Source organism: Motilibacter rhizosphaerae (assembly GCF_004216915.1).
Classification (GTDB): domain Bacteria; phylum Actinomycetota; class Actinomycetes; order Motilibacterales; family Motilibacteraceae; genus Motilibacter; species Motilibacter rhizosphaerae.
The window spans coordinates 818,255-842,812 of record NZ_SGXD01000002.1 but is presented as its reverse complement, the minus strand read 5'-3'; the positions used below and the strand labels follow the sequence as shown (position 1 = coordinate 842,812).

Genomic DNA, 24,558 nt, shown 5'->3' with positions numbered 1-24,558 from the left:
GTCCGTGCCGCTGGCGGCCGCGGTGTGCGCCGACGACGGGGGCGACGCCGTCGAGGTCGCCGACGCGCTCGCCCGGCTCGCCGAGCAGTCGCTGCTCGAGGCGGGCGCCGACGGGCGCTACCGGATGCTCGAGACCGTCCGGGAGTACGCCCGGGAGCGCCTGCGCGAGGCCGGCGAGGAGGAGGAGGTGCGGCTGCGGCACGCCCGCGCGTACCTCGAGCTGGTCGAGCGGGTGGAGCCCGACCTGCGCACCGCTGGCCAGTCGGCCGCCATCTCCCTGCTGCGTGCCGAGCGCGCGGAGGTCGGCGCGGCGATCGAGGCCTTCGTGGCCGCCGGCGACGTCGACGGCGCGCTGCGCACGGGCGCCGGCCTGTGCTGGTACTGGGTGCTGCTCGGCAGCCACGCCGAGGCCGCCGTCGAGCTGGCACGGCTCCATGACCTGCCCGGCGACGCCTCGCCCAGCGCGCGCGCCCTGGTCGAGTCGATGTGGCTGCTGGCCGCGGGCACGAGCACGGGCGTGCCCGACCTGGCCGAGCGCTTCCTCGCCGTGCAGGAGCTCGTGACCTCCACCCCTCCGGACGAGCGGCACCCCCTGCTCGCGCTCGTCGGCGTCGTCGCGGGCATCGTCGCGGACGACAGCGCGGCCGTGCGCGCGGCCGCCGAGGAGGTGCTGCCCGGTGCCGACACCTGGCAGCAGGCCGCGCTCCACCTGGTCGTCGCGCTGTCCGACGAGAACGCCGGCGAGGTCGAGGGCCAGCTCGAGGGGCTGGAGCGGGCGCTCGCGCTGTTCCGCCGCGTGGGCGACGGCTGGGGGATGGCGATGACGCTGTCGCAGCTCGCCGGCGTGCACGCGCTGCGCGGGGAGCTCGAGCAGGCGGAGGCGGCGTACCGCGAGGCGGTCGAGCGGCTCGTCGGGCTGCAGGCCGTGGACGACGCGTCCTTCACGAGGGTCCGGCTCGCGATGCTCCACGCCGCGCACGGCGACCCCGCCGCGGCCCGCGACGCGCTGGAGTCGGCCGTCGCGGTGTCCGAGAGCACGGGCTCGCTGGCGAGCGGGGCCCTGGCCCTCATGGCGCTGGCCGAGCTCGACCTCGTCGAGGGGGACCCCGCTGCGGCGCTGCGGCGGCTGGGCCCGGTCCGCCCGTCCGGGCCGGAGCCGGGGTCGCACGAGCCTGCCCAGCTCACCGCCCTCGTGCTCGCGGTCGCCGCCTCGGCGGAGGCCGCCCTCGGCGCTGTCGACCGGGCGCGGGTCGCCGGCCTCGACGCCCTCGCTCGCGCCAGCGCCGTGCGCGACATGCCCTGCCTCGCCGAGGTCGTCGCGGTCTGGGCCGACCTCGCGCTGGCCGCAGGGGACGGGGGAGGGGCGGCGTACGCGCTGGGGGCGGCCGCCGCCGTGCGCGGTGCCGACGACCTCGGCGGACTGCGGACCCGCAGGCTGCGCGACGCCGCCCTCGCCCTGGTGGGCGAGGACGGCGTGTCCGCGGCGTACGCGCAGGGCCGGGCGCTGGGGCGCCACGAGGTGCTGGGAGCGCTGCGCGCGTCAGGTGCGCTTCCGGTACGCCCGGGTGGCGAGCGGGACGAAGACCGCGAGCAGCCCGACCATCCAGCAGGCGGTGACGAGCAGCGGCTGCGCGACCGGGCCGCCGACGAGCAGCCCGCGCTCGGCCTCGAGGACGTGGCTGACGGGGTTCAGGTGGGTCCAGGCCTGTAGCCAGCCGGGCAGCGTGCTGGTCTGGACGAACGCGTTGCTGCCGAAGGTCAGCGGGAACAGCACGAGGAACGCGATGCCCTGCACGGACCCGGCGCTGCGCGCGACGAGCCCGAGCCACACGCTGACCCAGCACAGGCACAGCGCGAACCCGATGACGAGGACCGCGCCCGCCAGCGCCTCGAGGGCGTTGGTGCGCACGTCGAACCCGATCGAGAAGCCCACCGCGGCGAGGACGACGACCGACACCGCGTAGCGCACGACGTCACCGAGGACGGCTCCGACGAGCGGGGCGCTGCGCGAGATGGGCAGGCTGCGGAAGCGGTCGAAGACGCCCTTCTCGACGTCGGTGTTGAGGTTGACGCCGATGGCCACCGAGCCGAACAGCACGGTCTGGACGAGCAGGGCGGGCAGGACGTACTCGAGGTACTCGTGGCGGGAGCCGGCGATCGCCCCGCCGAAGACGTAGACGAAGAGCAGCACGAAGATCACCGGCTGCAGCGTCACGTCGAGCAGCTGCTCCGGGGTGCGGACGATCTTCCGCACCGCGCGGCCGGCGAGCACGAGGCTCTGCCGGACGGTGGCGGGGAGCAGCGGGCGCGGCGTCGAGGCGGGGCTGGCGGTGGCGGCGCTCATCGGGCGTCCTTCCGGGTCAGGGCGAAGAAGACCTCGTCGAGGCTGGGGAGGGCGAGGGCGAGCTCGCTGAGCGCGATGCCCTCGCGCTGGACCACGTCGAGCAGCGTGCGCAGGACGCCCTCGTCGCCCGGCACGCTCGCGACGCCGCGCCCGGGGGAGTCGGGCACGCGCCCGGTGACGCGCTCGAGCAGGGCGAGCACGGCTGGCAGGTCCCCGGGGTCGGCGGGCCGGACCCGCACGCTCGAGGCGCCGACGACCCGCTTGAGCTCGGCCGGGGTGCCGGTGGCGATGACGCGGCCGGCGTCGATGACCGTGATGGCGTCGGCGAGCGCCTCCGCCTCCTCGAGGTACTGCGTGGTCAGCAGGACCGTGGTGCCGTCCGCGACGAGGCGGCGCACGATGCCCCACACCTCGTCGCGCTTGGCGGGGTCGAGCCCGGTGGTGGGCTCGTCGAGGAAGATCACCTGCGGCGAGCTCACGAGGCTCACCGCGAGGTCGAGCCGACGGCGCATGCCGCCCGAGTACGTCTTGGCCGCCCGGTCCGCGGCGTCGTCGAGGTCGAAGTCGGCGAGCAGGGCGGCGGCGCGGGCCTTCGCGGCCCGCCCGGGCAGGTCGAGCAGGCGCCCGACCATGACGAGGTTCTCGCGGCCGGTGAGGTCCTCGTCGACCGAGGCGTACTGGCCGGTGAGGCCGATCGAGCGGCGCACGGCGTCGGGCTCGCGGACGACGTCGTGCCCGGCGACGCGCGCCGTCCCGCCGTCGGGGCGCAGCAGCGTGGCGAGGATGCGCACGGCGGTCGTCTTGCCGGCGCCGTTGGGCCCGAGGACGCCGAGCACCGTGCCGGCGGGCACGGCGAGGTCGATGCCGTCGAGCGCGCGGGTGGCGCCGTACGCCTTGGTGAGGCCCTCGGCGTGGACGGCGAGGTCGGAGCTGCTCCGCGTCATCGGCGCGAGGTCCTGTCGGAGGGCCCGGGACGTGCCCGGCGCAGGGGCGACGGGGCTGTGGGTCTGGGTGGTCTGCGTGCTGCTCATGGGACCACCGTCCCCGGAGGCGCTGTCAGGCGGCGCTCAGCCCGCTGTCAGCGCCGGCGCCCCGTCGACAGCGGCTGCCAGCGGCCGACAGCCGCCTAGTGGACGTCGGTGAGGATGCCCGTGAACAGCGACGCGAGCCCGGCCGCGAGGAAGACCCCGAGCCCGATCCAGAACACGACCCACGAGCCGGCGGCGAGGCCGATGCCGCCGACCGTGAACGCGACCACCATGACGAGCACCCACACCCAGGAGATCGGGCGTCCGCGCGTGCTGGCCTGGGCCATCCGTGTCCTCCGTGGGTCGTGCTGGTGGTCGTGCCGGTGGCGCTCGTCGCGCCGCGCTGCCGGAGCACGCGGTGGGCCAGCGCGGGGGCAAGCCTAGCCGCCTGCCCCGGCAGCGGGAGCGCGGGCATAGCATGGACAGCCACGGCGCCACGACGACGCCGCTCGCCGCGCTCCCGCCAGGGAGCGGGCGGGACACGGACGCAGGTAGGAGTCGAACGGGTGCCCGCGATCCTCGACAAGATCCTTCGCGCCGGCGAGGGCAAGACGGTGCGCAAGCTCGAGGGCCTCGCGGCCCAGGTCAACGCCATCGAGGAGGACTTCGTCGCGATGAGCGACGAGGAGCTGCGCGGCCAGACCGAGGAGTTCCGCCGCCGCCTCGCCGAGGGCGAGTCCCTCGACTCCCTGCTGCCGGAGGCGTTCGCCACCGTGCGGGAGGCGGCCAAGCGCGTCCTCGGGCAGCGCCACTACGACGTCCAGCTCATGGGCGGCGCCGCGCTCCACCTCGGCAACATCGCCGAGATGCGCACCGGTGAGGGCAAGACCCTCGTCTCGACGCTGCCGGCCTACCTCAACGCCCTCGAGGGCAAGGGCGTCCACGTCGTCACCGTCAACGACTACCTCGCCGAGCGCGACGCCGAGTGGATGGGCCGCGTCCACCGCTTCCTCGGGCTGTCGGTGGGCACGATCCTCGCCTCGATGACGCCGGAGCAGCGCCGCGAGGCCTACGCCTGCGACATCACCTACGGCACCAACAACGAGTTCGGCTTCGACTACCTGCGCGACAACATGGCGTGGTCGCGCGACGAGCTGGTCCAGCGCGGGCACAACTTCGCCGTCGTCGACGAGGTCGACTCGATCCTCATCGACGAGGCCCGCACGCCGCTCATCATCAGCGGCCCCGCCGACCAGGCGACGAAGTGGTACGCCGAGTTCGCGGCGCTCGTGCGCCGCATGAAGCGCGGCGACCCCGAGAAGGACGTCGACGGCGACTACGAGGTCGACGAGAAGAAGCGCACCGTCGGCATCCTCGAGCCCGGCGTCGTCAAGGTCGAGGACTGGCTCGGCATCGACAACCTCTACGAGTCGGCCAACACCCCGCTCGTGGGCTACCTCAACAACGCGCTCAAGGCCAAGGAGCTCTACAAGCGCGACAAGGACTACGTCGTCATCAACGGCGAGGTCCTCATCGTCGACGAGCACACCGGCCGCATCCTCGCGGGCCGCCGCTACAACGAGGGCATGCACCAGGCCATCGAGGCCAAGGAGGGCGTGCCGATCAAGGACGAGAACCAGACGCTCGCCACGATCACCCTGCAGAACTTCTTCCGGCTCTACTCCAAGCTCTCCGGCATGACCGGCACGGCCATGACCGAGGCCTCGGAGTTCCAGCAGATCTACAAGCTCGGCGTCGTCCCCATCCGGACCAACCGCCCTGCCCAGCGCGCCGACCAGTCCGACCTCATCTACAAGACCGAGGAGGCGAAGTTCGACGCCGTCGTGGAGGACATCGCCGAGCGGCACCAGAAGGGCCAGCCGATCCTCGTCGGCACGGTGAGCGTCGAGAAGTCGGAGTACCTCTCGCAGAAGCTGCGCCGCCGCGGCATCCCGCACGAGGTGCTCAACGCGAAGCACCACGAGCGCGAGGCGGCCATCGTCGCGCTCGCCGGCCGCAAGGGCGCCGTCACCGTGGCGACCAACATGGCCGGCCGCGGCACCGACATCATGCTCGGCGGCAACTCGGAGTTCCTCGCCGACCACGGGCTGCGCGAGCGCGGCCTCGACCCGGTCGAGACCCCGGAGGACTACGAGGCGGCCTGGGCCGACGCGGTCGAGAAGGCGCGCGAGGCGGTGCGCTCCGAGCACGACGAGGTCAGCGAGCTCGGCGGCCTCTACGTCCTCGGCACCGAGCGCCACGAGTCGCGGCGCATCGACAACCAGCTGCGCGGCCGCTCCGGCCGTCAGGGCGACCCCGGCGAGTCGCGGTTCTACCTCTCGCTCGAGGACGACCTCATGCGGCTGTTCAACGCCGCGATGGTGGAGTCGTTCCTCACCCGCTTCAACATCCCGGACGACGTGCCCATCGAGTCCAAGATGGTGACCAACGCGATCCGCTCGGCGCAGTCGCAGCGCGAGGCGCAGAACTTCGAGATCCGCAAGAACGTCCTCAAGTACGACGACGTCCTCAACCGCCAGCGCGAGGTCATCTACGACGAGCGCCGCCGCGTGCTCGAGGGCGAGGACCTCGCCGACCAGGTCGCGCACATGATCGACGACGTCGTCGAGGCGTACGTCGTGGGCGCGACCGGCGACGGCTTCGCCGAGGAGTGGGACCTCGACCAGCTCTGGACGGCGCTGCGCACCCTCTACCCTGTCGGCGTCACCGTCGCCGAGGTCGAGCAGGAGGCGGGCGGCGACCGCGCCGGCATCACCCAGGACCTGCTGGTGGAGCGCCTGCAGCGCGACGCGCAGGAGGCGTACGCCCGCCGCGAGGAGGCGCTCGGCGAGGAGGTCGTGCGCGAGCTCGAGCGCCGCGTCGTCCTCTCGGTGCTCGACCGCAAGTGGCGCGAGCACCTCTACGAGATGGACTACCTCCAGGAGGGCATCGGGCTGCGCGCGATGGCGCAGCGCGACCCGCTCGTCGAGTACCAGCGCGAGGGCTTCCAGCTGTTCACCGCGATGATGGACGGCATCAAGGAGGAGTCGGTCGGCTTCCTGTTCAACCTCGAGGTCCAGGTCGAGGCGGAGGAGGACGGCGCGGCCGACGAGGCGGGCGACGAGCACGAGCACGTCCACGTCTCCGCCAAGGGCCTGGAGGCGCCGCGCCGCCCGACGCAGCTCGCCTACACGGCGCCCAGCGTGGACGGCGACGCCCGGGAGATCCGCGAGGAGAGCGACGACCTCGACGGCGTCGACTTCGCCGAGGTCGCCCGCAACGCCCCGTGCCCCTGCGGGTCGGGCAAGCGGTTCAAGCGCTGCCACGGCGACCCGCGCAACCGGCAGGAGTCGTTCCCCGGCCAGATCGGCTAGCCAGGTCGGCTGGCCAGGTCGGCTGGCCAGCTCGGCTCGTCAGCCAGGCCGCCCGCCGCACGCTCAGCCCGCCACCCGGACCCCCCGGGCGGCGGGCTGCTGCGTCTCCGGGGAGGTGCCGGGCAGCAGCCGGTCGTACGACGTGCAGACCCAGCGGCCGTCGAGGCCCTCGAGGCGCAGGGCGAGCGCGCGCACCCGCCCGTGCACGGCGACGACGGCGGCGACCTCGGCGACCCCGTCGTCGGGCTCCCCGACGTGGACGCGTACGAGCCGTCCCGGCAGCGGACGCACCCCGGCACGCGCGGCCGGCGGGCTCGTGGCGCGGCGGCGGCGCACGTCGAGCAGGACGTCCTCGCGCAGCCAGCGGGCGAGCTGGCTCGTCGGCCGGGCCCCGGACTCCACCTCGAGCAGGGCCTGGACGAGCCGGGTGGCCCAGGCGCGGGCGTCCGGGAGCGAGGAGCGGCCCGTACGCCGTGGCCCGTCGCCGTCGACGAGGCGCAGCCGCACGGGACCGGTGCGCTCGGCGAACCCGAGCTCGAGGCGCAGCTGAGCCAGGTCCTGCCGCGTCCTTGATCGCTCCGCCGGAGGCGTGGAGGGCGGGGCGTGCGGCGGCTCGTGCGCGGGGGCGGGGCGGCGGAAGGGGAGCGTCGCGGGGCTCGTGGTGGTCACGGGGTCTCCTCGGCTGGGGTGGTGCGCTGGCGGGGTGTCGGAGCAGGTGGGCGCCTACCGGGCGCGGGTGGGGCGCTCGACGGGGATGCGGAGCACCTGGCCCGGCACCAGGCGGTCGGGGTGCCGGCCGAGCTGGTCGGTGTTGGCGTGCCACCACCGGGGCCAGGCGCGGGCGACGTCCGCGGGTCGCGCGGCCGAGCCGAGCTGCCGTGCCGCGAGCGCCCACAGGGAGTCGCCCGTCCGGACGGTCACGGTCCTCGCGGTGGGAGCAGCAGGAGCAGAGGCCGTCGCCGGAGCGGGTGCCGGGGCAGCCATGGGCCGGTCGGCGGTGGGGAGGCCCCGCGTCCACGCCAGCGCTGAGGGGACCGCCGGAGCACGGACGGTCCCGGCGGGACCGGCGGCGAGCGCGGGGGCAGCCGGTGCCGCGACGACGGCGGCACCCGCGAGGGCGCCCAGCGCCCGGCGCAGCACCAGGGGAGTGACCCGCTCGGCCGCGACGGTGGCCGCACCCCCGACCGCGCCCGGCAGCGCCGCGAGCGCGCAGAGCGCACCAGCGAGCGCGAGCCAGCCGAGCACGGCGACGACCAGCAGTCCTGCGGTGGCCCCCGTGCAGGTGTCGAGCGCGGCGGGTCCGGCCCCCGGGGCGCGCAGCGCGGCCGAGCCGACGCGGACGGCACCGGGCGCGTACGCCGCCAGCGCTGCCGTGGCGAGGACGGCGGTCGAGGCACTGCGGAGGACGGCCATGCACTCATCCCTTCGTTTGCTTGCGTTTGCGTGTGGATGCATTCGATCACCACGAGGTGCGCGCCGCCATCACTCGAAGGTGTGGTCTGCTTGCCCGGTGCGCTGGGACGAGCTGTTCGCGGACCTGGAGGCCCAGCTGGAGGCCGCCGAGCGCGCCGAGCTCGGGGCCGAGGTCGCGGACCGCACCCGGCGGGAGTGGGCCCGGGTGCCGTGGGCGGCGCGGCTCCGCTCGGCGCACGGCTGCAGGCTCGTCCTGCGCGTGGAGGGGGCCGGTCCGCTCGAGGGCGAGCTGGTCGACAGCGGGCCGGGCTGGCTGCTGCTGGGGTCGGGCGTGCGGGCTGCCGTGGTCGCCGCCCCCGCGGTGCTGGCGGTGAGCGGCCTCCCGGCCCGCAGCGCCGTCGAGGAGGGCGAGGTCGCGCGGCGGCTGGACCTGGGCTACGTGCTGCGCGGGCTCGTCCGCGAGCGCGCGGCGCTCGACGTGGTGCTCCGCGACGGGACCGTGCTCCACGGCACCGGGGACCGCGTGGGCGCGGACTGGCTCGACCTCGCGGTGCACCCGGCGGACCGAGCGCGGCGCAGCGGCGAGGTGCGCGGGGTGCAGACGCTGCCGCTGCCCGCGCTCGCGGTGGTGCGGCCCGGCTGAGCCGGCGTCAGTCGGTGGGCTCGTCCCCGAACGGGTGCGCGTCGACGAACGCCCGGGTCTCCGAGTAGAGCCGCTGGATGTAGTCCTCCAGCACGCTCGCCTCGACCCGCCACTGGCCGCGTCCGCCGATCTTGATCGCCGGCAGGTCGCCGTTGCGCACGAGGGCGTAGGTCTGCGAGGCCGAGATGTTGAGGATCTCGGCGACGTCGCTGAGCTGGAGGAAGCGTCGCTGCACGGCCATGGCGGCACCAGTGTCGCAGTCGTACGCCCAGCGTGACGACGCTCGTCCACAGGGTGGTGGGTGCCTCCGTCCGGTGGTCACCCGTGCGAGGGAGCGGGCGGCGTCGTGCTCGGCCTGCCCGCAGCCTGGGCGACGACCCCTGCACCAGCACCAGCACCGCACCAGCACAGGAGGAGCACGCCGTGCCCGACGCCCCCGCCCCCAGCGCCGCACGGCTGCCGCGCGCCCGCTGGCTCGAGCCGCGCGCCGTGCTCGGCCTGCTCCTCGTCCTCGGCTCGGTCGCCCTCGGCAGTCGCGTCGTCGCCTCGGCCGACGACCGTACGCCGGTGTGGGCGCTGCGCCGCGACCTCGCCGCGGGAGCGCGGCTCTCGCCGGCCGACCTGGTCGCGGTCCGCGTGCGGCTGGACGGCGCGTCCGGGCGCTACCTCGCTGCCGGGCAGGCACCGAGCGGCCTCGTGCTCGTCCGCCCGGTGACGGCCGGGGAGCTGCTGCCGAGCCGCGCGGTCGCGCGCACCGGCGGGGGCGAGGTCCGCGACGTGACCCTCGAGGTCGGCGCCGTGGACGGCATCGACCGGCACGCCGTCGTCGACGTCTACGTCGTGCCGCGCGACGAGCCGGCACCCAGCTCGTCGGCACCCAGCGAGTCGGCTCCCAGCGGCCCCGTGCTGCGCCGCGTCCCGGTCGTGCGCACCGGCAGCGGCAGCGGCTTCGGCTCCTCGGCCAGCACGACGGTGACCGTCGAGGTGCCCGAGGCGCAGGTCGCCCCGCTGCTCGCGGCCGTCGCGACCGGCTCGGTGCACCTCGTCGAGGTCCCTGCCGCTCCTGCCGTGGCCGCGTCGTGACGGGCCTGCTGGTCGCGCTGCCCGGAGCGCCCTTCGAGGGCGAGCTCGTCGGGCGGATCGAGCACGGGGGCGGCGCGCTGCGCGTCGTGCGCCGGTGCGTGGAGCTCGCCGACCTGCTGGCCGCCGCAGCGGCGGGCAGCGGGGAGGTCGCCCTCGTCGGCGCCGACCTGCGTCGGCTCGACCGGGACGCGGTCGCCCGCCTGCACGCCTCGGGCGTCGCGGTGCTGGGGGTCGCGGCGGCGACGGACGACCACGGGCGCGAGCGCCTGCGCGCCGCCGGCGTCGCCCCGGTGCTGGCCGCGGACGCGCCGCTGGCAGCGCTGGAGGAGGCCGTGTCCCTCGCCCTCGAGCGGCTCGGCGGGACCGCCCGGGGCTGGGCCGACCCCGCGGCCGCACTCCCGCTGGTCGCCGACCTGCCCGCCGAGGAGGCGCCCGAGCCGGCGGTCGAGGGCACTGTGGTCGCCGTGTGGGGGCCCGCGGGCGCCCCCGGTCGCAGCACGGTCGCCCTCGGGCTGGCCAGCGAGGCGGCGGCGCTCGGGGTGCCGACGGTGCTCGTCGACGCCGACACGTACGGCGGGGTGCTCGCCCAGGCCCTCGGCCTGCTCGACGAGGCCCCCGGCCTGGCGGCTGCGGTGCGGCTCGCGGCGACCGGCGGCCTGGACGTCGCGGCCCTCGGGCGGCTAGCCCCGGAGGTCTCGCCGCGGCTGCGGCTGCTCACCGGGATCCCGCGGGCCGAGCGCTGGCCCGAGCTGCGCCCGGCGGCGCTCGAGGACGTCCTCCGCGCGGCCCGGGGGCTCGGCGCGCTCGTGGTGGTCGACTGCGGCTTCTGCCTCGAGCAGGACGAGGAGCTGAGCTTCGACGTCGCCGCACCCCGGCGCAACGCGGCCACGCTCGTCGCGCTGGAGCAGGCCGACGTCGTCCTCGCCGTCGGCTCGGCGGACCCGCTCGGCCTGCAGCGCCTGGTCCGCGGGCTGCGCGAGCTGCGTGACGCGGTGCCGGTCGCCGACCCGCGCGTGCTCGTCAACCGGGTGCGCCGCAGCGTCGTCGGACCACGCCCCGAGCAGCAGCTGCGCGACGCCCTCGTCCGGTACGCCGGCGTGGCCGACGCCGTCCTCGTCCCGGAGGACCGCGCCGGGCTCGACGCCGCCCTGCTCGCCGGGCGGACCCTCGCCGAGGCCGCGCCCGGGTCGCCGGTGCGCGAGCCGCTGCGGGCGCTGGCGGCCGAGCTGACCGGGACGGCGCCGCGGCGCCGGCGGCGCTCGGCCCGACGGTGGGCAGCCGCCCGGGCGTGACCGGGGGCTCAGCCGCTGAAGAGCAGGAACAGCCCGCCGACGGTGTAGCCCACCATGAGCACCAGGAGGGGCAGCTGGCCGAGCACCGCGGCCCGCCGCGGGAACAGCGCGAGCGACCGGTCGTGCGCGAGCACCACCCCGAGGACGTGCCCCGTGACGACCGCGGTGACCTGGACGCCGGCGACGATGCGCGCGGCGATGAGCGTCGAGGAGATGCTCGCCGAGCGCAGCCCCAGCAGGTCGGCCCCGCGCTGCAGCGGGTCGGTGGCGAGGATGACCGTGCGCTGGCCCTGGTAGACGAGCAGCGAGTAGTAGTGCGCGACGACGTACCCGAGGGCGATCGGCACGAGCGTGTGCGCGAAGGAGCCCGGCAGCCCGCGCGCCGCGCGCCCGCCGAACCGGCCGGCGAGCCACACCGCGAGCAGGTAGGCCGCGCCGATGAGGAGCACGCAGGCGACCAGGCCGGCGGTCCCGAGCAGGGTGCGGTGCGCGACGGTCTGCGCGTAGGTCACCCAGCGCAGCGACCCTGACCACGAGTCCCAGGCGGTGGAGCCGAGCATGACGAGGACGACGGCGAGCGCGCCGGGCTGGACGGGCAGGGTGGTCATCCCGGACAGCGGCGAGCGGAGCACCCAGGTGCCGTCCGCGCGGCGGCCCAGCGGCGAGAGCCGGCCGAACGCGCCGGACCACGCCTCGAAGGGGTCGGCCGCGGCGAACCACGCCGAGCCGTAGACCGCCGAGCCGACGAGCAGCACGCCGGCGTAGGTCCCGAACCACGCGCGCAGCACCGGCAGCGTCGTGCGGTCCGGGGCGACCAGCTCGAGCCAGACGAACGCGAGCAGCGCCAGGGCGGCGGGCCACTGGCCGACGCGGGCGGGCAGGCGGAGCAGCCCCTCCTCGGGGCGGGTGCCGGCCAGCCGGGCGTACGCGGCGTGCAGCGTGCGCAGCGGGCTGACCGCCCGCCACACCGGCCCGAGCAGCACGGACGCGGGCACGATCCCGACCCAGAGCAGGACGAACACCGCGCCCGGGAAGGGGTTGGTGTCCACGTCCCTGCCGAGCAGGCCCGAGGCGAGGAACCAGCCGCAGACGACGAGGCCCGCGACCCGGACGGCGCGGGCGGTGGCGGGTGCCCGCAGGACGCGCTGCAGCGCGTCGGGGAGGGCGCGGCCCTCAGCGCCCGCGAGCCGGGGCGTCGACCACAGCGCGCCGAGCGCCGCGAACGAGACGAGCAGGGCGAGCGCGGCGCCCGCCAGGACGTACCCGAAGGGCAGGGGGAGGTCCTGCCGCCCGACGATGCCGTGCGCGAGCAGCACTCAGCGGACCACGAGCTGGAAGAGCGTCAGCCCGGTCTCGTGCGTCTCGACCTCGAAGGTGCCGGTCTGGTCGGCGACGAAGCGGATGACGACGGGGGTCCCCGCGTGCAGGGCGACCTCCTCGTCGTAGCCGTGCACGTGCACCACGTCGTCGCGGTCCTCGGACACCGTGATGGCGACCGGGGTCCCGACGGCGACGTCGACGTGGCTCGGCGGCGGGGAGACGCGCCCCTTCGTGATCGTCACCGTGACCGCGCGCTCCCCGGCCACGGGCTGCCCTGCGTCGCCGGCGTCGCTGCCGGACGCGGCGGGGCTCGGCGTGGCGCTCGGGGAGGCGGACGGCGAGGCCGTCGGGGAGGCGGAGCGGGGCGGGCTGGCGGTGGGTGACGGGCTCGCGGAGCGCCTAGGAGCCGGCGGCGAGGGGAGGGCCACCGGCGTACCGACCGGGAGCGGCGTCTCGACCGCCGGCGCGGAGGGCTGCTCGCTGCTCGCGGCCGCGCTGGGCGGTGTGCTGGCGCCGCCGTCCGCGGTGCCCAGCGGCTTCTCGCCCGAGCTCCCGCCGCAGGCCGCCACGAGCAGGAGCGCTCCCAGCACGGGTCCGGCGGTGACGCGTCGCACAGGCTCTCCCTCGGTCGCCGACTGCCTCCCCAGGTTAGGTGGTGGCCCTGTCGGGAACCCGGACCCCATGGCGGGCGACCTGCAGCAGGGCCCGCGCCGGGCGGTGGTGCTCGGCGCCGGCGGTGTCCTCGGCGCGGCCTGGATGGTCGGCTCGCTCGTCGCGCTGCGCGACGCGCTCGGCGTCGAGGCGCGCGACGCGGACCTGCTCGTGGGCACCTCCGCCGGGTCCGTGCTCGCCGCCCTGCTGGCCGCCGGGTGCTCCGCGGAGGACCTGCTGGCGTCGCAGCGCTCCGCGGAGGGGCTGTTGCCGCTGCCCGGTGGGCGCACGGTCGGCTTCGACCACGACACGGGCACCGGCGGCTGGCTCCCCGCCCGCCCCTCCCCGCCGCCCGCGTCGCCCGCCCTGCTCCGCCGCGGGCTGCGCGACCGGCACGTCCCCCCGCTCGCGACGTTCTGGGCCGCCATGCCCGGCGGGCGCGGGAGCCTCGAGCCGCTCCGGACCGCCCTCGCCGACGCGTGCGGACCCGGCTGGCCGCGCCCGGGGCTCGCCCTCCCCGCGCTGGACTTCGCCACGGGGGAGCGGCGGCTGTTCACCGCCGCCTCCGGGATCCCCGTCGCCGACGCGGTCGTGGCCTCGTGCACCGCCCCGCTCTGGTACGCGCCGGCGGAGCTCGGCGGCCGCACGTACATCGACGGCGGCGTCGCCTCCATCACGAGCGCGGACCTGCTCGCCGAGCTGCCGGCGGACCGGCGGGTCGACGAGGCGTACGTGCTGGCGCCGCTCGCCTCGCTGGTGCCCGACGCACCGCGCGACCTCGCCTCCCGGCTGGAGCGGCGCTGGCGGCGGCGGGAGACGCGCAAGGTGCTCGAGGAGGTGCGCGCCGGCGCGTCGCGGGGGACCCGCGTCGTGCTGCTGACCCCGGGGCCCGAGGATCTAGCCGTGATGGGAGCGAACCTCATGGACCCGCGGCGCCGCAGCGCCGTGCTCGAGACCGCGCTGCGCACGACGTCGCGGGCGCTGGCGCGGACGAGCCTGGGCGTAGCCGGGTGAGGGTCTACCTGCCGGCGACCGCGGCGGTGCTCGCCGCACTGCGTGAGGCGCGGGTGCTGGGCCCCGCTCCCCTCCGCGCGTACGCCGTGACGGACGACGTCCGCGCCGACGTGCCGGGTGAAGACGAGGAGGAGGCCGAGTTCCTCGCCACGCTCGCGGCGGCCCGGGAGAGCGTGCTGCTGCTCGCGGCCGACGGCTCGGCGCCGCGCCGCGTCGTCATCGCGGCCGACGTCAGCACCGCCCGCCCGGACGACGACCCTGCGCGCGGCGCGGGTGCCGTGCTCCTCGGCGAGGAGGTCCCGCTGGCGCGCATGGCCAGTGTGCACGCCGACGAGGAGGCGGCCGAGCAGGCGGTCGCCGCGGCAGCGGCCGACCCCACGGAGGAGCGGCTCGACGCCTGCGAGGAGCACGACCTGCTGTGGTGGGCGACCCAGGAGCTGGACGAGCTGCTGGCCGACCTCGGCGGTGCCCACCCGGACGGAGCAGGGCCGGAGTGACAGGATGAGGTCGTCTCGCCAGTGACGTCGAGGAGGCCGAGCCCGTGCCAGCTGCGATCCCGAGCGCGTTCGAGGAGCTCTACCTCGGGAGCCTCTCGCCCGAGGACCGGGCCGAGCTGGACGGGCGCGCCCCTGCCGTCGCCGCCGAGCACCGCGCGCTGGCCGCCCGGCGCGGCGACGACGAGACGCTCGTGCGCGTCCGCGCGCTCGCCGAGGGTGGCACCCGGCTCTCGGTCGAGGTCGTCACCGACGACATGCCGTTCCTCGTCGACTCGCTCACCGCGGTGCTCACCCGGCTCGGGCTGCACATCTCCTGGGTGGCGCACCCCCAGCTCGCCGTGCGCCGCGACGGCGGCCGGCTGGTCGACGTCGTCGGGACCGCGGGCGACGCCTGCCCCGAGGACTGCCGCGCGGAGAGCTGGATCCACGTCGAGGCCACTTCGCCGGTGCCGGTCGCGCCGGTCGAGGTCGAGGCGGCCGTGCAGGGCGTGCTCGGCGACGTCCGCGCCGCGGTCACCGACTGGGCGGCGATGCGGGAGCGGGCGCTCGAGGTCGCAGCCGCGCTCGCGAGCACCCCACCGGCCGTCCCCGCCGAGGAGGTCGAGCAGGCGGAGGAGCTCCTGCGCTGGATGGCCGACGACGCCTTCACCTTCCTCGGCTACGCGGAGTACGCCCTCCAGGCCGATGACGCGCTCGTGGTCGTGCCCGGCACGGCGCTGGGGCTGCTCCGCCCGCACGAGCCGGCGTCCCGGCCGCGGACCACTGCCGGCGCGCGCCACCTCGACCCCGCCGTGCGCGCGAAGGCCCGCGAGCCGAAGCTGCTCGTGCTCACCAAGGCGAACTCCCGCTCGACGGTGCACCGCGCGGCGTACCTCGACTACGTCGGCGTCAAGGTCTTCGACGCGGCGGGGCAGGTCGTGGGGGAGCGGCGCTTCATCGGGCTGCTCGCCACCACGGCGTACACCGAGAGCGTCCGGACGATGCCCGTCGTGCGGCAGAAGGTCGCCGACGTGCTCGCCCGGCTCGGCACCACGAGCCACTCGCACTCGGGCCGCGCCGTGCTCCAGGTCCTCGAGACCTACCCGCGCGACGAGCTGCTCGCCATCGGCACCGACCAGCTCGAGAGCACCGTGCGCGCCGTCGTCCAGCTCCAGGAACGCCGACGTGTCAGGCTGTTCGTGCGTCGTGACGACTACGGCCGCTTCGCCACGTGCCTGCTGTTCCTGCCCAGGGACCGCTACTCCACCCAGACCCGGCTGCGGCTGGAGTCCGTGCTGCGCAGGGCGTTCTCGGCCGACTCGGTGACGTACTCGGCCTACGTCACGGAGTCCGTGCTGGCGCGGCTGTTCTTCGTCGTGCGCAGTGCCCCCGGCAGCGCCGTCCCCGACGTCGACGTGGCCTCCCTCGAGGCCCGGCTCGCCGCCGCGGTGCGCACGTGGGAGGACGAGCTCGCCGAGGCGCTCGCCGCGAGCGTCGGCGAGGACGACGCGCGCCGGCTGGGCGCGCGCTACGGCGCGGCGTTCCCCGAGGCGTACAAGGAGGACTTCGACGCGCTGCAGGCCGTGCAGGACCTGCGCCGGTTGGAGTCCCTCGAGGGCGCGGCGAGCGCCGGGCTCGTCACCGCGGTGAGCCCGCCCGACGCGGACGGCGCGCGGCGGTTCACGGTCTACCGCACCTCCACCATCTCGATCTCGCGCGTGCTCCCGGTGCTCGACCGCATGGGCGTCGAGGTGCTCGACGAACGGCCCTACGAGCTCGAGCGCGGCGACGGCAGCCGCGCGTGGGTCTACGTCCTCGGCGTGCGCGGGCTCTCCGTGCCCGACGGCTACGCGGATAGCGACCTCGTCCACCTGTTCCAGGACGCCTTCGCGGCCGTCTGGCACGGACAGGCCGAGTCCGACGGGCTCGACCAGCTCGTGGTGCGCGCCGGGCTCTCCTGGCGGCAGGTCGCCGTGCTCCGCGCCCTCACGCGCTGGCTGCGCCAGGCGAGCCCCGGGTTCGCCGCCTTCACCCCGGCCTACGTCGAGCGCGCCCTCGTGCGCAACGCGCTCGTCACCCGTGGGCTCAGCCAGCTGTTCGAGGCGCGGCTCGACCCCGCGCGGGAGACCGGTCGCGAGACCGCCGTCGCCGGGCTGCGCGCGCGCGTCGAGCAGGGCATCGAGGCCATCGAGGGGCTCGACGACGACCGCATCCTGCGCGGCCTGCTCGGGGTGGTGCTGGCCGTGCTGCGCACGACGTACTTCCAGCTGGGCCCGGACGGCGGCCCGAAGGACGCGCTGGCGCTGAAGATCGCCACCCGCGAGGTTCCCGACGTCGTCGAGCCGCGGCCGGCGTACGAGGTGTTCGTGTCGGCGCCCGCGGTCGAGGGCGTGCACCTGCGGTTCGGCGCCGTCGCCCGCGGCGGCCTGCGCTGGTCCGACCGCCCCGAGGACTTCCGCACCGAGGTGCTCGGGCTTGTCAAGGCGCAGGCCGTGAAGAACGCCGTGATCGTGCCGGTCGGCGCGAAGGGCGGGTTCGTCGTGCGCGCGCCCAAGGCCGACCCCGCCGATCGGGAGGCCGTGCTCGCGGAGGGGGTCGCGGCGTACCGGACGTTCGTGCGCGCCCTGCTCGACCTCACCGACAACCGCGTGCAGCGCGGCGGTACGAGCGAGGTCGTCCCGCCCCCGCGCGTCGTGCGGCACGACGGGGACGACCCGTACCTCGTCGTCGCGGCGGACAAGGGCACCGCGACCTTCAGCGACATCGCCAACGCGATCGCGTTCGAGGCGGGGTTCTGGCTGGGCGACGCCTTCGCCTCGGGCGGCTCGGCGGGCTACGACCACAAGGCGATGGGCATCACCGCGCGCGGAGCCTGGGAGGCGGTGCAGCGCCGCTTCCGCGAGCTCGGCCACGACGTGCAGTCCGCGCCGACGACGGTCGTCGGCGTCGGCGACATGAGCGGCGACGTCTTCGGCAACGGGATGCTGCTCTCGACCCAGCTGCGCCTCGTCGCGGCCTTCGACCACCGCCACGTCTTCCTCGACCCCGACCCGGACCCCGCGGTGTCGTACGCCGAGCGCCGCCGGCTGTTCGCCCTCCCGCGATCGTCGTGGGCGGACTACGACGCCGCGCTGCTCTCGCCGGGCGGCGGGGTGTTCCCCCGCACCCTCAAGCACATCCCGGTCTCGCCGCAGGTGCGCGCCCGGCTCGGGCTGCCCGACGACGTGGAGCAGCTGGCGCCGGCCGAGCTGCTCCGCGCGGTCCTGCTCGCGCCCGTGGACCTGCTGTGGAACGGCGGCATCGGCACCTACGTCAAGGCCTCGTCCGAGTCCAGCGCCGACGTCGGGGACAAGGCGAACGACGCCATCCGCGTCGACGGGCGCGACCTGCGGGTGCGCGTCGTCGGCGAGGGCGGCAACCTCGGGCTGACCCAGCTCGGCCGGGTCGAGGCCGCGCAGGCCGGCGTGCTCGTCGGGACCGACGCCATCGACAACTCCGCCGGGGTCGACACCTCCGACCACGAGGTCAACATCAAGATCGTCGTCGACGAGGCGGTGCGCGACGGGGCGCTCGCACCTGCCGAGCGCGAGCCGCTGCTCGCCGCGATGACCGACGACGTCGCGGCGCTCGTGCTGCGCGACAACATCGAGCAGAGCGCGCTGCTCGGCCTGGCCCGCGTGCTGGCCCCGGCACTGCTCCCGGTGCACCGGCGGCTGCTGCGCCGGCTCGAGGAGCGAGGGCTGCTGCAGCGCCGGCTCGAGCGGCTGCCCGACGACGCCGAGCTGCGCGCGCGCGGCGCCGCCGGGCGCGGGCTCACCGCCCCGGAGTACGCCGTCCTGCTCGCCTACGTGAAGAACACCCTCGCCGACGACGTGGCCGCGACGCCGGTGCCCGACGAGCCGTGGACCGCCGAGCTGCTGCGCGGCTACTTCCCGCCGCTGCTGCGCGAGCGGCTGGGCGCCCGGCTCGACGCCCACCCGCTGCGCCGCGAGATCGTCACCACCCGGCTGGTCAACCGGATGGTGAACACCGCGGGCGCGACCTTCGCCTTCCGGGCGCAGGAGGAGACCGGGGCGCCGCTTGCCGACGTCGCCCGCGCGTACGCCGTGGTGGAGCGGGTCTTCGGCGTCACCGCGCTGCTCGAGGAGGTGGAGTCGCTCGGCACCTCCGCGCCCGTGCCCGCGCAGGACGCCCTCGTGCAGGAGGTGCGCCGGCTCGTCGACCGCGCGGCGCGGTGGTTCCTCTCCAGCCGGCCGCCCGGCCTCGACGTCGAGCAGGAGACCGCGCGCTACGCGGGTGCGGTCGGCGAGCTCGGTCCCCGCGTGCCGGAGCTCGTCAGCGGCGTCGCCCGCGCCCGGCTGGAGCGGCTGGCCGACGGGCTCGCGGTCGACGGCGTGCCACGGGCGCTCGCGGCGCGGGTCGCCGCGCTGCTCGACGTGTTCGCCCTGCTCGACGTGGTCGAGGTGGCCCGCTCGACGGGCACCGAGCCCGCAGAGGCGGCGCCGGTCTACTACGCGGTGATGGACGCGCTCGGGCTGGAGGCGCTGCTCGCCCGCGTCGCGGCCCTGCCGCGCGGGGACCGGTGGCAGGCCATGGCGCGCGCCTCCGTGCGCTCGGACGTCTACGGCGTGGGCTCCGCGCTGACGGCGGCCGCGCTCGCCGCCGAGGGGGCCACCCCGGCCGAGCGCGTCGCCGCGTGGGCCTCGGCCCGGGGCGAGCTGGTCGAGCGGACCCGGGCCACGGTCGGTGCCGCGCTCGCCGCGGAGCCCGCGGACCTCGCCGCCGTGTCGGTCGCGGTCCGCGCCCTGCGCAGCCTGCTGCGGTGAGCACCAGCCCGTACCCTGCACCGGTGCGCACGCTGTCGGACATCACCCGCGAGCAGACCGACCTGACGCCGGCGCAGGTCGCCCACCTGCAGGCCCTCACGTCCGACTGGCAGATGCTCGCGGACCTCTCCTTCGCGGACCTCGTGCTGTGGGTGCCGACCAAGGACGGGCAGGGCTACGTCGCCGGCGCCCAGATGCGCCCCACCACCGGGCCCACCCTGCTCGACGACGACGTGCTGGGCGAGCACCTCCCGCGCGGCAAGCGCACGCTCGTCGACCTCGCCCTCGACGAGGGCCGCATCACCCGCGGGCGCGACCTCGACTGGCGCGCGGACGTGCCCGTGCGCGAGGAGACCGTGCCGGTCGTGCACCAGGGCCGGGTCATCGCCGTCATCGCCCGGCACGTCAACCTCGCGACCGCGCGGACGCCGAGCCGGCTCGAGGTGACCTACCTGCAGTGCGCGGGCGACCTGGCGCAGATGATCGCGGAGGGGAGCTTCCCGTACCCCGGCAGCGCGGACGCCTCGGGCTCGGCCTCCCCCCGCGTCGGCGACGGCATGCTGCGCCTGGACGCCGCCGGGCTAGTGACCTACGCGAGCCCGAACGCGCTCTCGGCCTACCGGCACCTCGGGCTCGCGGCCGACATCGTCGGCGCGCACCTCGGCCGGCTGACCGCGGCGATCGCGCCCTCGCAGCTGCCGGTCGACGAGGCCGTGGAGTGGGTGGCCGGCGGGGCCGCTCCGCGCACCACGGAGATCGAGGCCCGCGGGGTGACCATCGTCCTGCGCGTGCTGCCCCTGCTGCACGACGGGCTGCGGGTGGGGGCGCTCGTCCTCGTCCGCGACGTCACGGAGCTGCGCCGCCGCGAGCAGGAGCTGCTCAGCAAGGAGGCGACCATCCGGGAGATCCACCACCGGGTGAAGAACAACCTCCAGGCCGTCGCCGCCCTCCTGCGCCTGCAGGCGCGGCGCGTGCAGGCGCCGGAGGCGCAGGCCGCCCTGGGGGAGGCCGTGCGCCGGGTCGGCTCCATCGCCGTCGTGCACGAGACGCTGTCGCGCTCGGTGGACGGGCTGGTGTCGTTCGACGAGATCGCCGAGCGGCTCGCCTCCGGCGTCGTCGAGGTCGCCCGCGCCGAGGCGCCGGTGCAGCTGCAGCGCTCCGGACGCTTCGGCACGCTGCCGGCCGAGACCGCGACGCCGCTCGCGCTCGTGCTCACCGAGCTGGTGCAGAACGCCGTGGAGCACGGCGCGGGCGTGCGCGGCGGCCTGGTCGAGGTGCTGGCCGCCCGGGCCGACCGGGAGCTCACGGTGCAGGTGCGCGACGACGGCGTGGGCCTGCCGGAGGGCTTCGACCTCGAGCGCTCGGCCAACCTCGGGCTGCGCATCGTCGCCGGCATGGTGAAGACCGAGCTGCGCGGCGAGCTGGTGCTCGAGCGGCGCGAGGGCGGCGGCACGAGCGCCGTGGTGTCGCTGACCGTGCCCACGGGCGAGGCCGTCCCGGACTAGCCCGGCGCTCATCCCGGCGTCGTCCGGGCCAGACGCGCGAGAGCCCGGACCACGTCCCGGCGGGTGCCGGGTCGTCGTCCGGGCTCTCGCCCGTGCGGCCGCAGAGGGGCCGCGCTGTCTGCTGCTAGGCGGTGCGCACCCGGTTGCGGGCGGCGCGGCGCTTGAGCGCGCGGCGCTCGTCCTCGGACAGCCCGCCCCACACCCCGGAGTCCTGGCCCGACTCGAGCGCCCACTGCAGGCACGTGTCGGTGACGGAGCAGCGGCGGCACACGGCCTTCGCCTCGTCGATCTGCAGCAGGGCCGGGCCGGTGTTCCCGATCGGGAAGAACAGCTCGGGGTCCTCCTCGCGACAGGCTGCCTCGTGGCGCCAGTCCATGTCCGTCACTCCTCGTCTCGTGCGTGCGTCTGAAGGTGCCGCAGGTGCGGCTCCGGGCTGGGCCGCCGTCCGGGCCAGCGGCACGTCGTGCCCCGGCCCGCTCCTGCTCCAACGGCTGCGCTGCCGTCCCACGTTCCGAACCCCCGGGGAGGGCCACGGCGCCAGGGGCGCTAGGCTCCTGGCACGGCGTGAGCCGTCCGGGGGACAGGATCCCCGCCGTGCAGCCTGCCACCGGCCCGGTTGGTTCCACAAGCGTTTCACCGACGTTTCCTCGTCGGTGGCAGTGTCGGCTGCATCACACTGCGTCCGCTGCCTTCCCGGCCCGTCGGCTCCGCAACCCTCCCGCGACGCTGCGTGCTCGCGGGACCCGCCCGAAGCGTCAGGCGACTACGGTCAGTGCGCGTGGCACGCTCTCGACGACGAGCCGCTGTCGCAGCTCCACGGCGTCGCCGTCGAGCTCCACCGGGAACGGACGGTCGGCCGTGACGACGGCCGACGTCACCCCGTGCAAGGACACGGCAGACCGGCCGCCGGCGCCGCGTCCGGGACGGAGCACGCGGGCGAGCACGCCGGTGACCGTGAACGGGTCGATGCGGCGCATGCCGAACAGGTCGAGGTCGTCGTCGAACGACGCCAGCGGGAACGGGTCGACGGGCAGCTCGCCGACGAACGTCCACGGGCGCGTGTTGCCGAACACCGCCATCCGCAGCTGCACGGGCGCGAGCCCCGGCACCTCGACGGTCACCGGGGTGACGACCGAGCCGCCGCTCAGCCGGTCGCGGGAGACGGTCTCCGCGACCGTGCGGATGTAGAGCCCGGGCGTGGAGGCGCGCCCGCTCTCGCGGTGCCGCTCGACCCGCCGCACGACCTCGGCGTCGAGGCCCACGCCGGCGGCGAAGGTGAACCACCGCCCGTCCGCGCGCCCGAGGCTGACCTCGCGACGGCGGCCGGCGCGGACGCGCTGGAGCAGGGCGCTCGTCGCCTCCACCGGGTCGCGGGGCAGGCCGAGCGCGCGGACGAAGACGTTGGTGCTGCCGCCCGGGACGACGGCGAGCGCGGGGACGGGGAGGCCGGAGGGCTGGTCCGCGAGCAGCCCGTTGACCACCTCGTTGACGGTGCCGTCGCCGCCGAGCGCAATGACGAGGTCGAGCCCGTCGGCGCGGGCCTCGCTCGCGAGCTCGGCGGCGTGGCCGCGGTGCCGCGTGGAGACCACCTCGACCTTGAGGTCGGAGCCGAGGGCACGGGCGATGACGTCCTGCGTGCCCGGCGTCATCGACGTGGCCTTGGGGTTGGCCACCAGGAGCGCGCGCACCGCCACACTGTAGGCCGAGCAGCCGGCGCGCGGGCGCGGAGCCGCCGTGCCGGGTGGCGGCGCTGCTGGTTGGATCGGGGGCGTGCCCGACCCGTCCGCGCCGAAGCCGGTGCCCGCGCCCGTGCCGCTGGTCGTCCTCGCCGCGTGCGTCGGGCTCGAGGGCGCGGCGCTGGTCGTCCTCGCCGTCGGCGAGCTGGGCTACGTCCTGCTCCACCTCGGCGACCAGGACGCCCGGGCCTCGGTGCTGTTCGCCGTGCTCGCCGCGCTGTTCGCGCTGTACGGCGGGGCGCTGCTCGCCGCTGCCCGCGCGGCGCTCCGCCGGCGGCGCTGGGCCCGGGCGCTGGCCGTGCTCTCCCAGCTCATCGGCCTGCTCATGGGGTGGCAGACCACGTCGTGGGGCATCCCCGCCGTCGGGGTGCCGCTGCTCCTCGTCAGCGCGACCGGGCTGGTGCTCGCGCTGGCGCCGCAGGCCGGAGGGCTGCTGGTGGAGCCGCAGGCCGACGACGGCACCAGCGGCGGCGCCGCGTCGTCCTGAGGCCCGCCTGCTCAGTCCTCGGTGAGCAGGCCCTCGCGCAGCTGCGCGAGGGTGCGCGCCAGCAGGCGCGAGACGTGCATCTGCGAGATGCCGACCTCGGCCGCGATCTCGGACTGGGTCATGCCGCGGAAAAAGCGCAGCAGCAGGATCTTCTGCTCGCGCGCCGGCAGCCGCTCGAGCATCGGCTTGAGCGACTCGCGGTACTCCACGCCCTCGAGCGCCTCGTCGTCGACGCCGAGGGTGTCGACGACGGCGACGGAGTCCTCGTCGTTCTGCTCGGAGGCGTCCAGCGACAGCGTGGAGTACGCGTTGGCGGACTCCAGGCCCTCGAGGACCTCCTCGTCGGTCAGCCCGAGGTGGGTCGCGAGCTCGGAGACGGTGGGGCTGCGCCCGTTGCGCTGCGACAGCTCGCTCGTCGCCTGCGTGAGCGTCAGCCGGAGCTCCTGCAGGCGGCGGGGGACGCGGACGGCCCAGCCCTTGTCGCGGAAGTGCCGCTTGATCTCGCCGACGATCGTCGGCGTCGCGTAGGTGGAGAACTCGACCCCGCGCTGGGGGTCGAAGCGGTCGACCGACTTGATGAGCCCGATGGTGGCGACCTGCACGAGGTCGTCGTAGGGCTCGCCGCGGTTGCGGAAGCGCCGGGCCAGGTGCTCGACGAGCGGCAGGTGCTGCTCGACGAGCGCGTCGCGGACGCGCTTGTGCTCCGGGGTGCCCGCCTCGAGCTCGGCGAGGCGGGCGAACAGCGCGCGCGTGCGCTCGCGGTCGACGCCGACGCCGGTGGACGGCGGGATCTCCGTGGCGGCGGGGGCGGCGACGGCCTGCTCGGCCTGCTCGGCCTGCTCGGTCGGCTCCGCCTGCTCGGCGCTCAGCTCGGGTGCCGCCGGCGCGGCGACCTCCGAGCTGCTCACGAGCCCTCCCCCTCACCGCTGTCGCGGCGCTTGTGCAGCGAGATCCAGACCTCGAGCCCCTCACCCACGCCGGCGTCGACCTCGCCCGCCAGCGCCGTCAGCACGGTCCAGGAGAAGGTCTCGCGCTCGGGCAGGCTCCCGCGCGTGGTCGGCGCGCTCACGGTGATGAGGATGCCGTCGTCCTCGAGCACGAAGTCGCAGCGCAGCTCGGCGCCGGGGGCGACCTGGGGGAGGAGCATCGCGCAGGCCTCGTCGACCGCGATGCGCAGGTCCTCGATGTCGTCGAGGGTGAAGTCGAGGCGCGCCGCGAGCCCTGCCGTCGTGGTGCGCAGCACCGAGAGGTAGGCGCTGGACGCGGGCAGGACGACCTGCACGGCGTCGCGGATGCCGGCCCCGGGCCACGGGACTGCGGACAACGCGGTCTCGCTCAAGCTGGACTCCCTGCTGCTGGCCGGTGTGCTGCTCGCGGTGACGGTCTCCACCCGCGCGCGGCCCCACGCTACCCGTCCCGCTGCGCC

At 76.0% G+C, this 24,558-nt stretch carries 21 protein-coding genes; 9 read left to right on the top strand and 12 right to left on the bottom strand.

Annotation, left to right across the window (positions count from 1 at the left end; translation table 11 throughout):
• Nucleotides 1-1,540 precede the first annotated feature (1,540 nt).
• From EV189_RS09435 to EV189_RS09425, 3 genes are all read right to left on the bottom strand, one after another.
• The gene (locus EV189_RS09435; RefSeq protein ID WP_130492631.1) at nt 1,541-2,344 is read right to left on the bottom strand and encodes an ABC transporter permease; all 804 of its coding nucleotides are present in this window, start codon (nt 2,342-2,344) and stop codon (nt 1,541-1,543) included.
• A complete protein-coding gene (locus tag EV189_RS09430) occupies nt 2,341-3,288 on the bottom strand; it encodes an ATP-binding cassette domain-containing protein (protein WP_130492981.1) in 948 nt (315 codons plus the stop codon). Before EV189_RS09430 ends, EV189_RS09435 begins: the two co-directional genes overlap by 4 nt.
• A 182-nt stretch (nt 3,289-3,470) precedes the next feature.
• Complete coding sequence (locus EV189_RS09425) at nt 3,471-3,659, bottom strand: hypothetical protein (protein ID WP_130492630.1); 189 nt, start codon at nt 3,657-3,659, stop codon at nt 3,471-3,473.
• Nucleotides 3,660-3,878: 219 nt separating this feature from the next.
• On the opposite strand from EV189_RS09425, the gene secA reads away from it, so the two are divergent.
• The gene (secA, locus tag EV189_RS09420; RefSeq protein ID WP_130492629.1) at nt 3,879-6,686 is read left to right on the top strand and encodes a preprotein translocase subunit SecA; all 2,808 of its coding nucleotides are present in this window, start codon (nt 3,879-3,881) and stop codon (nt 6,684-6,686) included.
• Between the two features lie 63 nt (nt 6,687-6,749).
• Here secA and EV189_RS09415 read toward each other — a convergent pair whose 3' ends face one another.
• Both EV189_RS09415 and EV189_RS09410 read right to left on the bottom strand, forming a co-directional pair.
• On the bottom strand, nt 6,750-7,355 hold the full coding sequence (locus EV189_RS09415; RefSeq protein WP_130492628.1) for an Rv3235 family protein: 606 nt from the start codon (nt 7,353-7,355) through the stop codon (nt 6,750-6,752).
• A gap of 54 nt (nt 7,356-7,409) precedes the next feature.
• Nucleotides 7,410-8,099, bottom strand: coding sequence for a LysM peptidoglycan-binding domain-containing protein (locus EV189_RS09410; RefSeq protein WP_130492627.1), 690 nt, complete (start codon nt 8,097-8,099; stop codon nt 7,410-7,412).
• 97 nt (nt 8,100-8,196) lie between these two features.
• Here EV189_RS09410 and EV189_RS09405 point away from each other — a divergent pair, with 97 nt between their 5' ends.
• A complete protein-coding gene (locus tag EV189_RS09405; RefSeq protein ID WP_130492626.1) occupies nt 8,197-8,742 on the top strand; it encodes a hypothetical protein in 546 nt (181 codons plus the stop codon).
• 7 nt (nt 8,743-8,749) lie between these two features.
• Here EV189_RS09405 and EV189_RS09400 read toward each other — a convergent pair whose 3' ends face one another.
• Nucleotides 8,750-8,983 (bottom strand): helix-turn-helix domain-containing protein, encoded by a 234-nt coding sequence (locus tag EV189_RS09400; RefSeq protein WP_231116224.1) that lies wholly within the window; start codon nt 8,981-8,983, stop codon nt 8,750-8,752.
• Nucleotides 8,984-9,165: 182 nt separating this feature from the next.
• On the opposite strand from EV189_RS09400, the gene EV189_RS09395 reads away from it, so the two are divergent.
• Nucleotides 9,166-9,825, top strand: coding sequence for an SAF domain-containing protein (locus EV189_RS09395; protein ID WP_165400216.1), 660 nt, complete (start codon nt 9,166-9,168; stop codon nt 9,823-9,825).
• Complete coding sequence (locus tag EV189_RS09390; RefSeq protein ID WP_130492624.1) at nt 9,822-11,117, top strand: AAA family ATPase; 1,296 nt, start codon at nt 9,822-9,824, stop codon at nt 11,115-11,117. The genes EV189_RS09395 and EV189_RS09390 overlap by 4 nt, the downstream gene beginning before the upstream one ends.
• A gap of 8 nt (nt 11,118-11,125) precedes the next feature.
• On the opposite strand, the gene EV189_RS09385 is transcribed toward EV189_RS09390, so the two are convergent.
• Both EV189_RS09385 and EV189_RS09380 read right to left on the bottom strand, forming a co-directional pair.
• Nucleotides 11,126-12,433 (bottom strand): hypothetical protein, encoded by a 1,308-nt coding sequence (locus EV189_RS09385; protein WP_130492623.1) that lies wholly within the window; start codon nt 12,431-12,433, stop codon nt 11,126-11,128.
• Nucleotides 12,434-13,051: a hypothetical protein gene (locus tag EV189_RS09380; protein ID WP_130492622.1), complete on the bottom strand. Its 618-nt coding sequence runs from the start codon at nt 13,049-13,051 to the stop codon at nt 12,434-12,436.
• A 67-nt stretch (nt 13,052-13,118) separates the two neighbouring features.
• On the opposite strand from EV189_RS09380, the gene EV189_RS09375 reads away from it, so the two are divergent.
• The 4 genes from EV189_RS09375 to EV189_RS09360 are packed head-to-tail and all read left to right on the top strand — an operon-like array spanning nt 13,119 to nt 20,909.
• The gene (locus tag EV189_RS09375; RefSeq protein WP_231116223.1) at nt 13,119-14,102 is read left to right on the top strand and encodes a patatin-like phospholipase family protein; all 984 of its coding nucleotides are present in this window, start codon (nt 13,119-13,121) and stop codon (nt 14,100-14,102) included.
• On the top strand, nt 14,099-14,599 hold the full coding sequence (locus tag EV189_RS09370) for a DUF6912 family protein (RefSeq protein WP_130492621.1): 501 nt from the start codon (nt 14,099-14,101) through the stop codon (nt 14,597-14,599). The genes EV189_RS09375 and EV189_RS09370 overlap by 4 nt, the downstream gene beginning before the upstream one ends.
• Before the next feature lie 44 nt (nt 14,600-14,643).
• On the top strand, nt 14,644-19,404 hold the full coding sequence (locus EV189_RS09365) for an NAD-glutamate dehydrogenase (protein ID WP_130492620.1): 4,761 nt from the start codon (nt 14,644-14,646) through the stop codon (nt 19,402-19,404).
• 32 nt (nt 19,405-19,436) lie between these two features.
• Complete coding sequence (locus EV189_RS09360) at nt 19,437-20,909, top strand: sensor histidine kinase (RefSeq protein WP_196788560.1); 1,473 nt, start codon at nt 19,437-19,439, stop codon at nt 20,907-20,909.
• A gap of 124 nt (nt 20,910-21,033) precedes the next feature.
• Here EV189_RS09360 and EV189_RS09355 read toward each other — a convergent pair whose 3' ends face one another.
• The gene (locus EV189_RS09355; protein WP_130492618.1) at nt 21,034-21,285 is read right to left on the bottom strand and encodes a WhiB family transcriptional regulator; all 252 of its coding nucleotides are present in this window, start codon (nt 21,283-21,285) and stop codon (nt 21,034-21,036) included.
• 379 nt (nt 21,286-21,664) lie between these two features.
• Nucleotides 21,665-22,597 carry a diacylglycerol/lipid kinase family protein gene (locus tag EV189_RS09350; protein WP_130492617.1) on the bottom strand — a complete coding sequence of 311 codons (933 nt, stop codon included), beginning with the start codon at nt 22,595-22,597 and terminating at the stop codon, nt 21,665-21,667.
• Nucleotides 22,598-22,679: 82 nt separating this feature from the next.
• Here EV189_RS09350 and EV189_RS09345 point away from each other — a divergent pair, with 82 nt between their 5' ends.
• Nucleotides 22,680-23,132 (top strand): hypothetical protein, encoded by a 453-nt coding sequence (locus EV189_RS09345; protein ID WP_130492616.1) that lies wholly within the window; start codon nt 22,680-22,682, stop codon nt 23,130-23,132.
• Between the two features lie 11 nt (nt 23,133-23,143).
• Here the strand turns inward: EV189_RS09345 and EV189_RS09340 are convergent, their stop codons facing one another.
• Both EV189_RS09340 and EV189_RS09335 read right to left on the bottom strand, forming a co-directional pair.
• A complete protein-coding gene (locus tag EV189_RS09340; RefSeq protein ID WP_130492615.1) occupies nt 23,144-24,040 on the bottom strand; it encodes an RNA polymerase sigma factor SigF in 897 nt (298 codons plus the stop codon).
• On the bottom strand, nt 24,037-24,471 hold the full coding sequence (locus tag EV189_RS09335; protein ID WP_231116222.1) for an ATP-binding protein: 435 nt from the start codon (nt 24,469-24,471) through the stop codon (nt 24,037-24,039). The genes EV189_RS09340 and EV189_RS09335 overlap by 4 nt, the downstream gene beginning before the upstream one ends.
• Between the last annotated feature and the right edge of the window lie 87 nt (nt 24,472-24,558).